Genomic DNA, 16,129 nt, shown 5'->3' on the forward strand with positions numbered 1-16,129 from the left:
TAGGTTTATTGCTTTACAAATCTGCCATCCAATCGTGCAGGAATTGTGTCTACGCTTTTAAAATAATCAATCATTGCATTTCTAATCTTATAATCTAACACTTCCAATGTCACAGGGTTTTTTAAGAAATTCATGCGATCGCCGCCATTTTGCAAATAATCAGAAGTCACTACATGATATGTTTTACCGTCTTCAATTGGTTTTCCGTTCACTAAAGCTTCCAGTAGTTTGTAATCTTTATCTAATTTAATGGTCAAGCCAGCAATTGGATGTGCTCTTTTCGCAGTTACTAAATAATCAACCAAACCATGTACATTTTCGGAAGTCAATTCAGCGACTACAATAGAATTCTCAAAAGGCATTACATTAAAAGCAGTTTGTGTTTTAATTGGACCTTTCGGAATTGGCGCACGAATTCCACCATGATTCAGTAAACAGATATCAATATTTTTTCCTGTACGTTTATTAAAAATAGGCTCACTTTGCGATCTTACAAAATCTGACATTAAATTACCAATCGTCGTTTCTAGTTCGCCGTCGTTTTTATGCATGTCTATTGGCGCATAACTCAACACTTTGCTCATATCTTCTTTGATACGATCACGATAAGGTTTTATATAGTCTTCTATAGCTTGATCTGCGGGTAAGGAATCGCTTATCGTAATACGTTTCCCTTCAATTCGGGAAATACTTTGTTTTTCTTTGGCACAAGCAACAACTAAAAAAACTACGAGCAGTGCAACAATTTTTTTCATCTGTTTATTTTTATTTTCTTGATTAGGTCAGATGGAATTCGCATACGAAGTATTTAAAATTTAGGTATGCTTATTTCATGTAAAATAAATATGTGGCAAATTATGAAAAAACATAGATACAATTGGCGCGAACTACACTAAAAAAATGTAAACACACACACTTTTTTTGTGATTCCTTGCCGAAAATCGACGTTCGTTGTTAAAAATTGACGCTTACTAAATATATTTTTTGTTTTCGGAAGTGACACGTATCTTGCAGTATAACTAGCGTTAAACAGGGTAAAAGTTTGCTTTTTATTTACTAGAAAGAGATATGTACATCAGTATGTGTCTCTTTTTTTTATTTAAAAAGATTATTTTTGTGAAGAATCAAATAGAATACATGTTTTTAAAAGCATTACAATACAAATCCTCTAAGAAACTATTGACGCAAAAGCTCGACAAAGTCGCAACAAAAGAAGTCAATACGAACCCTGTAAAAACTGTCGGAATCATCATAAATGCTGATGAAACTGATAATATTCAAGAGATTTTGGACGGTTTGAAGCTACCAGCTGAGATTAATATATTGTGTTATCACAAAGAATTTAAAAAAACACGAACGCTTGCGTATCCAGTTTTTTATGAAAAAGACTTTGGTTGGAAAGGAAAACCGAAAACTGAAGATTTGAAACATTTTCTTGAAAAACCGTTTGATTTATTAATTAGTTATTACAGTGAAAACATAGTACCATTGCAATTAGTTTCAGGTTTGCACAAAGCAAATTTTAAAGTTGGTATTTCTGGAAGCGATCAACAGATTCATGATTTGATTATTCAAACAGAAAAAAGCGAAATTGCAACATTTACAAAGGAACTGCATACATATTTACACATACTAAACAAACTATAAACATGAAGAAATTCATAGGAACTGGCGTTGCATTGGTCACACCTTTTAACAAAGATGGTTCAGTAGATACACACGCACTAACAAACATCGTAACACATGTGATTGAAGGCGGAATTGAATATTTAGTTGTTTTGGGAACTACGGCAGAAAGTGCGGTATTGACTTCCGATGAAAAGAAACTTGTGGTTGATACTATTGTAAAGGCGAACAATAATCGTTTGCCAATTGTTTTAGGAATTGGCGGAAATAATACGGCAGCAGTTGTAGCTGAATTAAAAACAACCGATTTGCAACATATTGATGCTGTTCTATCTGTTTCTCCATTTTATAATAAACCCACACAAGAAGGAATTTATCAGCATTTCAAAGCGATTTCTGAAGCAAGTCCAAAACCAATAATTTTATACAATGTTCCAGGAAGAACGGCGAGCAATATGTTGCCAGAAACTATCATTCGTTTAGCGAATGATTTTGAAAATATTATTGCCGTAAAAGAAGCTGCGGGCGATATTGTACAAGCGATGCGCTTGCTAAAAGATGCGCCAAAAGATTTCTTGGTAATTTCGGGTGATGATATGATAACGATGCCAATGGTATTTGCGGGTGGCGCAGGTGTCATTTCTGTGATTGGACAAGGCTATCCAACACAATTCTCAGAAATGGTACGTTTAGGATTGGCAGGCAAGATAAAAGAAGCCAACGAAATTTTATATACGTTAATGCCAGCGATTGATTATATTTTTGAAGAAGGAAATCCAGCAGGAATCAAAGCGATTTTTGAAAAACTAAAATTGTCAACTGCAACAGTTCGCTTGCCACTTGTGGAAGCTTCGGACGCACTCAAGCAAAAGTTGAATCATTTTACGGACAGATTGAATTCATAAACTGAATGGCAAAAAAAGTAAAAGATCCAGGGTTTGGCGAATCTACGATTACGAGTGCAAAACGAATTGTAAACAAAGACGGTTCGTTTAACATAAAACATCTGCATGGAAAAACAGGCATTTCTGCGTTGTATGCGTATTTGGTAGATATTAGTTGGACGCGCTTTTTTTTCTTGGTACTCTCCGCATACTTTGTATTGAATATGGTTTTTGCCACTATTTATGTTTCCATCGGAGTTGAATTTATTTCTGTAGAACCACAATCATTTCTAGTTGATTTTGTCAATGCATTTTTCTTTTCATCACAAACTGTCACAACTTTGGGTTATGGAGCCATGGCGCCGACGAGTTTGCTATCGGGAATTGTTTCTAGTTGCCAAGCGTTGATTGGATTATTGAGTTTTTCATTCATCACAGGATTGTTGTACGGACGTTTTTCAAAACCAAAAGCCTCTATTGAATTCAGCGATAACATCATTTACAGAGATTTTAAAGAAGGAAAAGCATTGATGTTTCGTTTGATGAATAGCAAAACGGATGTCATGATCAATCCGAAAGCATCAGTTACGTTAGCAATTACCGAACCACACAAAGAACATGGTTACAAGCGTAATTTTTATCAGTTGCAACTAGAAAGAGATCACATTACCTATTTGCCAACCACATGGACATTGGTGCATGAAATTATTGAAGAATCGCCTTTGTATAAATTTAGCAAAGAAGAATTAAAAAATCTAAATGGCGAATTTTTAATCATGGTAACGTATTATGATGAAGCTTTTAACGAAGAAGTGTACAAACTCCATTCGTATACGTTTGAAGAATTACTCATGGATGTAGCGTTTGAAAAAGCATTCTATTTTGATGAAGATGGTTATACTGTGTTAGATCATCATAAAATTAGTCATACTAGGAAGTTGTAAGACATTTAGATTTCTTAGATCGTTAGATTTTTGGACTGTTCCATAACTAAAATCATTAAAGAATCTAAGTCGTCTAACCGTGATATTTCAACAAAAAAGTTAAAACTCTGCTAAAGAATATTGAATTCAAATATCTAAAGTTATTTTAGCGACTTAAAATGTTTTTATAATACATAATAAATACCTATTTTTGCAAGATGTTTAAAAAGATGAGGAAATTTCTATTATTAGTTTTAATAACTGTGATGCTGGCTTCGTGTAGTGAATACCAAAAAGCACTAAAGACGGAGGATATAAAAATTAAATACGAATTAGCTGAGCGTTTATATAAAGAAGGAAAGTTTAAAAAAGCAAGTAGACTTTTTGAACAAATCGTTCCAAAATATCGTGGAAAGCCACAAGGAGAGCGTGTAACGTATTTATATGCACGATCATTATTTGAAACTGAGCTGTATTTTACGGCAGCGTATCAATTTGAGCGTTTCACTAAATCGTACGCAAAAAGTGATAGTATTCAAGCAGCAACTTTTTACGAAGCGAAAAGTTATTATATGGAATCGCCTCGTTACAGCATTGATCAAACAGAAACAATCAAAGCAATTAACAAGCTTCAATCATTCATCAATAACTATCCAGATTCAGAACTTTTGGACAAAGCAAATGTGATGGTTGATGAATTGACAACGAAAGTTGAGAAAAAAGCATTTGAAATTGCCAAACAATACAATACGATCTCTGATTACAAATCATCGATCAAAGCAACGGAAAACTTCCTTTCAGATTACCCTGGAACATCTTTTAGAGAAGATGCAATGTTTTTAAAATTAGATGCAATGTACAATCTTGCAACAAAAAGTTTTATAACATTAATGGAAGGACGTTTCAATGAAGCAGCATCAGCATACAAAACGTTGGTGAAGTTTTACCCAGAAACTAAATACAAAGAAGAAGCTGATTCAATTATGGCTTCCATAACAGAAGAATTAGGAAAAATTTCAAAATAACCCTTAAATATGGTTGATATTAAAAACTTAGATGCTCCAATTAGCACAACGACAATCGAAAGAAATCAGTTTGACGCACCAACAGAAAATATTTACGAAGCAATTTCTGTAGTTGCCAAAAGAGCAATCCAAATCAACGCTGAAATTAAAAAAGAATTGATCGAGAAATTAGATGAATTTGCTACACACAACGATAGTTTAGAAGAAATTTTCGAAAACAAAGAGCAAATCGAAGTATCTAAATTCTACGAGAAACTTCCAAAACCACACGCTATTGCAGTACAAGAATGGTTGGAAGAAAAAATTTACTACCGTAACACAAAAGAAGAAGCTTAATATATGTCAATTTTAAGGGGCAAAAAAGTATTACTAGGCGTTACCGCTGGAATTGCCGCTTATAAAACAGCTTCTCTAGTACGGTTATTTATAAAAGCAGGCGCTGAAATCCAAGTGGTTATGACGCCTGCTTCTAAAGACTTCATTACACCGTTAACGTTATCTACGCTATCTAAAAATCCTGTACACTCATCTTTTACCAATGAAGATGATGAAAACGATATGTGGACAAACCACGTTGAACTTGGTTTATGGGCAGACTTTATGTTGATTGCGCCAGCAACAGCAAACACAATGTCTAAAATGGCAACTGGAAACAGTGATAACTTATTACTCGCTACGTATCTTTCTGCAAAATGCCCAGTATATTTTGCGCCAGCAATGGATTTGGATATGTACAAACATCCATCTACTAAAAATTCTTTTGAAAAATTAACCAGTTTTGGAAACATCATGATTCCTGCGACAAGCGGCGAATTGGCAAGCGGTTTGGTTGGAGAAGGGCGTATGGCTGAGCCAGAAGACATGGTAACTTTTATTGAAAATGATATCCTTGGAAAGCTTCCGCTGAAAGGGAAAAAAGTGGTAATTACCGCAGGTCCAACCTATGAAGCAATTGATCCTGTACGTTTTATTGGAAATCATTCTTCAGGAAAAATGGGCTACGAATTGGCGCGTACAGCTGCAAACTTAGGTGCTGAGGTGATTCTAATCGTCGGCCCAAACAATCAAAATATAAAACATTCATCGGTGCGCGTTGTCAATGTAATTAGTGCGGAAGATATGTATAATGCGGCCCACGAAGATTTTCCATCAGCAGATATTGCCATCTTATCGGCAGCAGTTGCAGATTATAAACCAAAAGATGTTGCTTCTCAGAAAATAAAAAAGAAGGATTCAACGTTAACCATAGAGCTGATCAAAACAAAAGACATCTTAGCATCTTTAGGAGCCATCAAAACAACACAATTTTTAGTTGGTTTTGCATTGGAAACGAACAATGAACTAGAAAATGCAAAAGGAAAGCTCACAAAGAAAAACCTAGACATGATTGTCTTAAATTCTTTAAATGATAAAGGAGCAGGATTTGGAAAGCCAACGAATAAAGTGACGATTATTGACAAAAAAATGAATACCTTAGCTTTTGGGTTAAAGCCCAAATCTGAAGTAGCCAACGATATATTTAGTGAAATTTTAAAGCGAATCCATGCGTAATCTTGTTTTAAGTATCTTATTTTTAAGTGTAGTATCTTTTGCAACTGCACAAGAACTGAATTGTCAAATCACGATTGATGCACAACAAGTCAATCAGACAAATCAGCAAATCTTTAAAACACTTGAGCGCTCATTGAATGATTTTGTAAACAAAACACAATGGACAAATAAAAAATATGCTCCTTCAGAGCGTATTAATGCTAGTATGGTGATCAATGTATCACAATACAATTCAGACGAGTTTGTCGCAACAATTCAGGTGCAATCTTCACGACCAATTTACAATTCGTCATTTGAATCGCCTACATTTAACTTTAACGATCGACAATTTAGATTTATCTATCAAGAATTTCAACCAATTGTATATAACCCGAATGCATTTACAAGCAACTTAGTCGCTGTTGTAGCGTATTATGTATATGTAATTTTGGGAATTGATGCAGATACATTTTCGCTTCGTGGCGGATCTGATTATTATGCACAAGCACAACAAATTGTAAACCTTTCGCAACCGACGGCATTTGTAGGTTGGAAAGAAGCAGACGGAAACAGAACACGTTGGAGGCTGTTGGACAATATGTTAAACAATACATACAAAGAATATAGAACCGTAATGTACAACTACCACAGAGTAGGAATGGACATGATGGCAGACGATCCGCGAGCAGCAAAAAGTACCATTGCGAAAAGCTTAGAACTTTTCAAAGCATTGAATAACCGACGACCAAATGCATTTTTACTACAAACATTTTTTGATGCAAAAGCAGAAGAAATCGAAAGAATTTATTCTGGTGGGCCAAAAATAAATATCACGCAATTGGTAGAAACCTTAAATAGAGTCGCGCCATTTCACGCTTCTAAGTGGGAAAAAATTAAATTCTGATTTTTACGAAAATCTAGTGCAATAGTCTATTTTTGTAGTTGACTAAAATTCTACTGCGTGCTCACACATTTATCTATAAAAAACTTTGCGTTAATCGATTCTTTACAAGTCGAATTTGACAAAGGATTAACTATTATTACTGGGGAAACTGGTGCTGGAAAATCAATTCTTCTGGGCGGTTTGGCATTAATATTAGGGAAAAGAGCCGATTTGTCTTCATTGAAAGATACAACACGTAAATGTGTGATAGAAGCTGAATTTGCAGTTAAAAAATACAATCTCAAAACTTTTTTTGAAACGAATGATCTTGATTATGATCATCAAACGATTATCAGACGTGAAATATTACCTTCGGGGAAATCGAGAGCGTTTGTAAATGATGTTCCTGTCCGATTGGATGTGTTGAATGCGCTTGGCGATCAATTGATCGATATTCATTCGCAACAGCAAACATTACAACTTACCGACAATCAATTTCAGTTTCAAGTCATTGATACCTTGGCTAATGTTTCGGAAGAAGTAGAAGTGTATCAGGCTTTGCTCAAAACATATCAAATCACACAAAAAGAATTACAAAAAACTCGTAACGAGCAAGCGGCACTTGAAAAAGAGCACGATTATAATATGTTTTTGCTAAAAGAACTAGAAGAAGCAAAACTAGAAAGTTTAGTATTGGCAGATTTAGAAACGCAATACGAACGTTTGAACAATGCGGAAGACATCAAAACAAATTTGGGCGCTTCTGAACAAATGTTATCTGACGAACAAGTTGGAATTTTAAACTTACTTTCCGAACTGCAAGTTACCACAGGAAAACTATCAAGTATAGCTCCAGAATTTGAATCGTTAGCAGAACGCGTCAAGAGTTCGTATATAGAATTGGATGATATTTATAATGAAATAATGAATTTGGAAGGTGAAGTTGAGTTCAATCCAGAGCAACTGGAAGAAATCTCAGCGAAGCTGCAAAAAATATTTGATCTACAAAAAAAACATACGGTACAAAGTATAGAGGAGTTACTAGCCATTCAAGCGGAACTTTCAGAAAAAGCGCAGGTATCAGAAAGTATTGAGGATGTAATTCTTGCCAAAGAAAAAGAACTGTCAATACATAGCAAACAATTAACAGCATTTGCAAAATCCATTCATAAAAAACGCATCGAAGGAATTCCGACACTAACACAACAATTGGAAAATATGTTAGCGACGTTAGGAATGCCAAATGCACGATTTGACATTAAAATACAACGCACCGATCAATTCTATTCCAATGGAATGGACGATTTACAATTCTTATTTGCTGCAAACAAAGGTGGAAATTTTAATGAATTGAAAAAAGCGGCTTCTGGCGGAGAATTATCGCGTGTAATGTTGTGTATCAAAGCAATTCTATCGAAATATATGCAATTGCCAACGATTATGTTTGATGAGATTGATACAGGAGTTTCGGGTGAAGTAGCTAATAAAATGGCAAAAATTATGCAAAACATGGGGAAAACTATGCAAGTATTTTCCATTACGCATTTACCGCAAATTGCAGCTAAAGGGAAGCAGCATTTCAAAGTATACAAACAAGATATCAACGAAATTACAACGACACATTTAAAACAATTGAAAGATGATGAGCGCGTATTGGAAATTGCACAAATGTTGAGTGGTGCAAAAATATCCGATTCGGCTTTAGCGAATGCAAAGGAATTATTGAATTCCTAAAACAGAATATTCGACACAATCACATCGCTCAATTAAATCTTTTACCATATCTTTGAACTACTAAACGACTAAAAATAACAAGCATGTCATATAACTTATTAAAAGGCAAACGAGGAATCATCTTTGGTGCTTTAGACGAAAATTCTATTGCATGGAAAACTGCTGTACGTGTTCATGAAGAAGGCGGAACATTTGTATTAACCAATGCGCCAATAGCACTGCGTATGGGAACCATAAAAAACTTAGCTGAGCAAACAGGTTCAGAAGTTATTCCTGCAGATGCTACAAGCCTTGAAGATCTTCAAAACTTAGTTGACAAATCAATGGAGATTTTAGGTGGAAAAATTGACTTTGTATTGCACTCTATCGGAATGTCTGTAAATGTTCGTAAAGGAAGACATTACACAGATATGAACTACGATTGGACAACCAAAGGTTGGGACATTTCTGCGGTTTCTTTTCACAAAGTAATGCAAACACTTTACAAATCAGACGCAATGAGCGAATGGGGAAGTATTGTGGCGTTAACATACATGGCAGCACAGCGTACATTCCCAGATTACAATGATATGGCAGACAACAAGTCGTACTTAGAATCTATTGCGCGTAGTTTTGGATATTTCTTTGGGAAAGACAAAAAAGTGCGTGTCAACACCATTTCACAATCGCCAACTCCAACCACAGCTGGTCAAGGTGTAAAAGGATTTGACGGATTTATTTCGTACGCCGAAAAAATGTCACCATTAGGAAACGCAACTGCATTAGATTGCGCAAACTATACCGTAACATTATTCTCTGATTTAACAAAGAGAGTTACGATGCAAAACTTATACAATGATGGAGGATTTTCTAACACAGGCGTAAGTCAGGAAGTCATTGAACGATTCACAGAAGAATAAAAATACCATTCATAGTACAAAAAATGCCGCTAATCCCTTAGCGGTTTTTTTTATGGAAAAAAGTAGTATATTTAACTGTGTAAAAAATTGTATATGAATAAATTACTACACTTTTCTCCTTTCGTTTTAATATCATTTTTCAGCTTACATCTACATGCGCAGTCGTATTTTGAAGATCAAGCAACGGCTTTAGGTATTGGAGATCATAGTGGAACAATTTATTTAGGTGGTGGAATTTCTTTTTGCGATTTTAATGATGATGGATGGGACGATATCACGATTGCAACACAAACTGGTGATCCATTAAAAATCTACAAAAACAATGGAGACGGAACGTTTTCACTTGAAACTACCCTGAATCCAGACAATAATACGCAACAAAAACAAGTCGTTTGGGTTGATTATGATAATGATGGCGATAAAGATTTATACATTGCAAGTGATGTAGGCGGAAGTCGTTTATACAGAAATGATGTCACTACTTTGGTTAATGTTTCAACTACTTGCGGATTGCCAACGGCAGTTCAAGATAATTATGGTGCTTCTTGGGGCGATTATAACAATGATGGACATTTAGATGTATTTCTTTGTAATAGAGGAGAAATTACACCACAGCAAAACTATCTCTACAAAAATAATGGTGACGGAACCTTCTCAAATGTTAGTAATACTGCGGGAATCAGTACAGGAAGCCACTTATCATTCTGTTCCGCATTTTTTGATTATAATAATGACGGTTGGCAAGATATTTATATTGCAAATGATAAATTACCGAATCCAAACATACTTTACAAAAACAATGGAGACGGCACATTTACAGATGTAAGTGCTGCGTCTGGAACAAATATTTCAATAGATGCGATGTCTGTTACCATTAGCGATTACAATAGCGATAGTTGGTTTGACATTTATGTAACTAATGGAATTGATGGAAACTACTTCTTGCTAAATAATGGCGATGGAACCTTTACCAACATTGCAGCGAGTTCAGGAACTATGTTTAACAGTATTGCTTGGGGATCTGTATTCTTAGATGCTGAAAATGATGGCGATCTTGACTTATACGTAAGTGGTTCATTTGATGGAAGTAATCCGAGTTTTCTAGCTGCTGCGCTCTACACAAACAATGGAAACGAAACATTCAGTATAGAAAGTAGTGCTAGTTTTGCCAATGACAACAGAGAAAGTTACGCAAACGCAATTGGAGACACTGACAATGATGGTTTTCCCGAAATTGTCGTTAGCAATTCAGGTGGAGACAATATATTTCTATGGAAAAACGAAACGACAAGCGCAAACAACTGGCTCAAAGTAGGATTAGAAGGTGTTGCAAGTAATAAACAAGGTATTGGTGCTACTATTGAACTCAAAAGTGGCGCTAGTATTCAATACAGATATACGGTTTGTGGTGAAGGTTATCTTGGGCAAAACTCAGGAAAAGAATTCTTTGGAATTGGCACGAATACAGTGATCGATTATTTGAAAGTAACCTGGTTAAGTGGCGCGCAAGACATTTTATACAATGTAACCCCAAATCAACTCATCAATATCGTAGAGGGCAGTAGTCCATTAAGTACGGATGAATTTGAAACGGCAAACATCATCAATGTCTATCCAAACCCAACTACGGGAAAACTCTGGATCAATTCAAATACAAATGAAAACTATGAATACACTATTTTTGATACTAAAGGAATACTCGTAAAAAACGGAAAAGTAACTCAGGAAAAATATATAGATATCACTAACTTCGCTTCGGGTTACTACGTACTCAAAATTACAGAAGAAAATAGTACATTCAACAAAAAAATAATAGTAAAATAATCCCCTCAATTCAATAACGTAATGTCAATAAATAAAATAGGATACTTTCTTTTTTCATTTCTACTATTTGGCTTTAGCCTAAATCTTCATGCGCAAGTATATTTTCAGGATCAAGCAACTGCCTTAGGAGTTGGTGACAGTGGAGGAACCATCTATTTGGGTGGAGGAATTTCTTTTTGTGATTTTAATAATGATGGATGGGATGATATCACGATAGCAACACAAAGTGGCGACCCTTTAAAAATCTACAAAAATAATGGAGACGGAACGTTTTCGCTTGAATCGACACTAAATCCAAACAACAATTCAAATCAAAAGCAAGTCGTGTGGGTTGATTTTGACAATGATGGCGATAAAGATTTATACATCACAAGTGATGTGAGTGGAAACAAACTTTATAGAAATGATGGAACTACTTTTACCGACATCACATCAACTTCAGGATTGCCTACTGTAAATCTATTTACGTATGGTGCTTCTTGGGGCGATTATGACAATGACGGTCACTTAGATGTGTTTATATCCAATAGAGACATCAATTTAGCAACACCAAACTACTTATACAAAAACAATGGAAATGGTACGTTTACGGATGTAAGTATAACTTCAGGAATAGGAACAGGAAGTCATTTATCATTCTGTGCAGCATTCTTTGATTACAACAATGATGGTTGGCAAGATATATACATTGCGAACGATAAAGTATCTCAAGAAAACCTATTATACAGTAACAATGGCGATGGTACATTTACTGAAATAGGGCAGAGCTCAGGAACCAATGTTGCCATAGACGCAATGTCAACAACTATCGGTGATTATAACAATGATGGATGGTTTGATATCTACGTAACCAATGGTCCTCCAGGAAATGTGCTATTCACAAACAATGGAAATGGTACTTTTACAAATGATGCTTTTGAATCAGGAACAATATTCAACAGTGTAGGTTGGGGATCCGTATTCTTGGATGCAGAAAATGATGGTGATTTAGATTTATATGTAAGTGGCGCTATGGATGGAAGCATTCCGAGTTTAATTTCTGCGGCATTCTATGAAAATAATAACAATGGTGCATTCACACTATCCAATACTAGTGTTGGTTTTGTTGGAGATACACGTGTAAGTTATGGAAATGCAATAGGCGATACTGACAATGACGGTTTTCCCGAAATCATAGTAAACAATGATGGAGGAGACAATATCTTCCTTTGGAAAAATCAAACAACTTCAACGAATAATTGGTTGAAGGTTGACCTAGAAGGTACTACAAGTAACAAACAAGGTGTTGGATCACGAATAGAAATAAGTGCTGGTGGACAAATTCAATATCGATATACACTATGTGGAGAAGGTTATCTAGGACAAAACTCAGATACAGAATTTTTTGGAATAGGAGCAAATACCAATATTGATTATGTAAAAATAACATGGTTAAGTGGAATGCAAGACATTCTATACAATGTAACATCAAACCAAAAAATTAATATTATTGAAGGCAGTAATCCATTAAGTACCGAAGAGTTTCAAGTAAAAAACGAAATTCGAGTATATCCGAACCCAACAACGGGAAAAATTTGGATTAATTTTGATACAAATGAAGACTACAAATACATTCTTTTTGACAGTAAAGGAATACGTGTAAAAAATGGACAAATCACTGAGCAAAAATATATCAATATAGCCGACTTATCTTCAGGTTATTATTTGCTTAAAATTTTAGGAAAAACAGCAGTATATACTAAAAAAATAATGTTAAAATAATCTTAAATATATACTGTAAGAAAGCCCTTTTTTTGTGTGTTTTGTCGACAATAAGTGTTCGTTTGTCGATATTTCCGTGGTTGATTCAAAAAAAAGGTGGTTCTTTAAATTGATATTCAACTAACTAACAAAAAATCAGACTTTTTATGAAAAAAATTACACTTAAAATTTTTATGGTAATGTTCTTGTTAGGTACCTATATAGGTGTCTCACAAACATTAAACCAAGCCGCAAGTTGGCCTAACGCAAACTGGACTTTATCAGGTACGTTTACAGCAGGAGGGTTACTATCTGACCCAACAGTAGCTGGCACTACTTTTACCTTTGACGACGATGCTGCTGGTAACGGTTCGGCTGATGATATTCAAGCAACATCACCAGTAATCGATTTAACTGCTGCTAATGGAGCAGGAGAAACATGGATTACTATTAGTGGTGACTTTGTATACAGAGAACTTGGAGGAGATGTATTAAACATCGAAATCTATGATGCGGATGCAATGACTTGGTCAGCTGCTCAAACGTTTGCTGGAAACTCTACAAATACAGATTTCCAAACATGTGCTGCAACAGCAGCGTATACAACTGCAGTAATCAATATTGCAGGATATACAGCAACACAATTGTCAGGATTCCAATATCGTTTTACATATGATGATCAAGGCGGATGGCAATGGGGTTGGTGTTTAACTTCACCAACAATTGTTTCTGCGGCACCACCATCATGTCCAGATCCATCGGCATTAACTGCAACTAATATTGACGGTTTTTCTGCTGATTTAGGATGGACAGAAGCAGGAAGTGCTACATTATGGAATGTTGAATTAGTAGATATTACTGGTGGAGGAACTGTAACAGGAACTGCAACAGCTACTGGCGTTGCAAATCCATATATGGCTACAGGATTAACACCTTCTAATAATTACGAATATTATGTACAAGCTGATTGTGGAGGAAGTACTTCTGCATGGGTTGGACCTTTTGCATTTTCAACTACGGTTGCATGTCCAGCTCCAAGTGCATTAACAGCTACGAATATTTTAACGACTACTGCAGACCTTGGATGGACTGCTGGAGCAGGAGAAACATTATGGGACGTTGAAATCGTAGACATTACTGCTGCTGGAGTTGCCACAGGAACACCAACTGCTTCTGGCGTTGCCAATCCTTATGGTGCTTCAGGTTTAACACCAAATAATAATTATGAATTTTATGTAAGAGCAGATTGTGCTGCAAATGGAACTTCTACATGGGTTGGACCATTCGCATTTACGACTGCATGTACAGCGTTTACAGCACCATATTCGGAAGACTTCGAAAATGCAGGTGTAGTACCAAGTTGTTGGACACTTGGAGGAGATGAAAACTGGTTATTTAATACTGCTGGACCTAACCATGTTGGTAACGGTGGAACAATTACAGGAAGCACGCCTTCAGGGAATTTCTACGCAGTAGTAGATGATTCTACACCAGATGCAGCAAATGCTGAATTAACATCTCCTTTTGTTGATGTTTCTGGTTTAACAACACCAGCACTTATTTTCTATGAAATTAGTAACAATGAAGGAAATCCTAACGCAACGTTAACAGTTAGTGTATGGGATGGAGCTATGTGGAATGTAGTTGGAACATACAATACAAACACTGTAGCCGGATGGGAACAAAAAGTAGTAGACTTAAGTGGATTAACATTTACAGGAGACGCACAAGTACGTTTCTCAGTTGCAGATTCAGGAAGTTTCTATGATGACATCGCTATTGATGATGTTTCTTTAGAAGAATTACCAAGTTGTCCAGATCCTTCTACATTAACTGCTACTGCTATCACTGATACAACAGCTGATTTAGGATGGACTGAAACAGGTTCAGCTACATTATGGAATGTTGAATTAGTTGATGTAACTGCTGGAGGAACTGTAACAGGAACTGCTACAGCTACAGGCGTTGCAAACCCATATATGGCAACAGGATTAACAGAAAATAATAACTATGAATTCTATGTACAGTCTGACTGTGGACCAGGAGGAACTTCTAATTGGGTTGGACCATTTGCATTCACAACATTAGAAACATGTCCTACACCATCAGCGTTAACAGCAACCAATATTATGGAAACAAGTGCTGATTTAGGTTGGACAGAAAACGGAGTAGCTACTTTATGGAACATCGAATTAGTAGATATTACTGCAGGTGGAACACAAACAATGACTCCAACTGCTTCTGGCGTTGCAAATCCTTATGCTGCTACTGGTTTAGTTGGAGATAACTCATACCAGTTTTATGTACAAGCAGATTGTGGTGTTGATGGAACATCAGCTTGGGCTGGACCATTTTCATTCGCTACACCGTATGTAGCTGTACCACCAGATTGTACGAATGGAATATTCTTAGATTCAGGTGGAGCTAGTGGAGATTACTCAGCGGGTGAAAATATTACCTATACAATTTGTCCAGATAACCCAGCTACTCAAACAATAGAAGTTGAATTTACAGCATTTAGTACAGAAAATAATGGAGCAGCTGCATGTTATGATGGATTAACAATACATGATGGACCAGATGCATTATCAGCAACAATTGATCCTCCAGGAGGTGGAACAGTTTGGTGTTGGGATTTAAATGATACTCCAGCTGTTGGTACAGGTGACTTACTAGGAATGATGATTGAATCTACGGATCCTTCAGGATGTTTAACATTTGTATTTACATCTGACGGTTCTGTACAAAGATCAGGATGGGAAGCAATGGTAAATTGTAATCCACTATCTACGATTTCTTTTGAAAATGGACGTGCTTTCACATTCTATCCAAACCCAGTTGATAACAAATTGACATTGGTAGCAGGAAAAAGAATCGAAAACGTAACGTTTTATAACATTTTAGGAGCACAAGTATTAACAACTTCTCCTAATGCATTATCAAAAGATGTTGATACATCAGCATTAACTGCAGGAACGTACTTTGTACAAGTAACTGTTGAAGGTGTAACGGATACGATCAAGATTATTAAGCAATAATCAATCTTTTAAATATCAAAAAT

At 35.8% G+C, this 16,129-nt stretch carries 13 protein-coding genes; 12 read left to right on the forward strand and 1 reads right to left on the reverse strand.

All coding sequences use genetic code 11. The features are described from left to right. Positions 1–5: 5 nt before the first annotated feature. Positions 6–755, reverse strand: coding sequence for a 5'-nucleotidase C-terminal domain-containing protein (locus tag H2O64_RS15925; protein WP_187563207.1), 750 nt, complete (start codon positions 753–755; stop codon positions 6–8). A 361-nt stretch (positions 756–1,116) separates the two neighbouring features. On the opposite strand from H2O64_RS15925, the gene H2O64_RS15930 reads away from it, so the two are divergent. From H2O64_RS15930 to H2O64_RS15985, 12 genes are all read left to right on the forward strand, one after another. Then, entirely contained in the window at positions 1,117–1,647 is a 531-nt protein-coding gene (locus H2O64_RS15930) for a DUF6913 domain-containing protein (protein ID WP_187563208.1), read from the forward strand. A gap of 2 nt (positions 1,648–1,649) precedes the next feature. Next, complete coding sequence (gene dapA / locus H2O64_RS15935) at positions 1,650–2,531, forward strand: 4-hydroxy-tetrahydrodipicolinate synthase (RefSeq protein WP_187563209.1); 882 nt, start codon at positions 1,650–1,652, stop codon at positions 2,529–2,531. 5 nt (positions 2,532–2,536) lie between these two features. Then, positions 2,537–3,454, forward strand: coding sequence for an ion channel (locus H2O64_RS15940; protein WP_187563210.1), 918 nt, complete (start codon positions 2,537–2,539; stop codon positions 3,452–3,454). 209 nt (positions 3,455–3,663) lie between these two features. Beyond that, on the forward strand, positions 3,664–4,458 hold the full coding sequence (locus tag H2O64_RS15945; RefSeq protein WP_187563211.1) for an outer membrane protein assembly factor BamD: 795 nt from the start codon (positions 3,664–3,666) through the stop codon (positions 4,456–4,458). A gap of 9 nt (positions 4,459–4,467) precedes the next feature. Further along, positions 4,468–4,794 (forward strand): DNA-directed RNA polymerase subunit omega, encoded by a 327-nt coding sequence (locus H2O64_RS15950; RefSeq protein WP_187563212.1) that lies wholly within the window; start codon positions 4,468–4,470, stop codon positions 4,792–4,794. A 3-nt stretch (positions 4,795–4,797) separates the two neighbouring features. Further along, positions 4,798–6,009: a bifunctional phosphopantothenoylcysteine decarboxylase/phosphopantothenate--cysteine ligase CoaBC gene (gene coaBC, locus H2O64_RS15955; protein WP_187563213.1), complete on the forward strand. Its 1,212-nt coding sequence runs from the start codon at positions 4,798–4,800 to the stop codon at positions 6,007–6,009. Beyond that, positions 6,002–6,892, forward strand: coding sequence for a type IX secretion system protein PorD (porD, locus tag H2O64_RS15960; protein ID WP_187563214.1), 891 nt, complete (start codon positions 6,002–6,004; stop codon positions 6,890–6,892). The genes coaBC and porD overlap by 8 nt, the downstream gene beginning before the upstream one ends. 57 nt (positions 6,893–6,949) lie before the next feature. After that, a complete protein-coding gene (gene recN / locus H2O64_RS15965) occupies positions 6,950–8,605 on the forward strand; it encodes a DNA repair protein RecN (protein ID WP_187563215.1) in 1,656 nt (551 codons plus the stop codon). 83 nt (positions 8,606–8,688) lie between these two features. Then, the gene (locus H2O64_RS15970; RefSeq protein WP_187563216.1) at positions 8,689–9,504 is read left to right on the forward strand and encodes an enoyl-ACP reductase FabI; all 816 of its coding nucleotides are present in this window, start codon (positions 8,689–8,691) and stop codon (positions 9,502–9,504) included. Positions 9,505–9,597: 93 nt separating this feature from the next. Continuing rightward, entirely contained in the window at positions 9,598–11,328 is a 1,731-nt protein-coding gene (locus H2O64_RS15975) for an FG-GAP-like repeat-containing protein (RefSeq protein ID WP_187563217.1), read from the forward strand. 21 nt (positions 11,329–11,349) lie between these two features. After that, entirely contained in the window at positions 11,350–13,089 is a 1,740-nt protein-coding gene (locus H2O64_RS15980; protein ID WP_187563218.1) for an FG-GAP-like repeat-containing protein, read from the forward strand. Positions 13,090–13,235: 146 nt separating this feature from the next. After that, positions 13,236–16,106, forward strand: coding sequence for a fibronectin type III domain-containing protein (locus tag H2O64_RS15985; protein WP_187563219.1), 2,871 nt, complete (start codon positions 13,236–13,238; stop codon positions 16,104–16,106). The last annotated feature ends 23 nt before the right edge of the window (positions 16,107–16,129 follow it).

Source organism: Kordia aestuariivivens, from assembly GCF_014397005.1.
GTDB lineage: Bacteria > Bacteroidota > Bacteroidia > Flavobacteriales > Flavobacteriaceae > Kordia > Kordia aestuariivivens.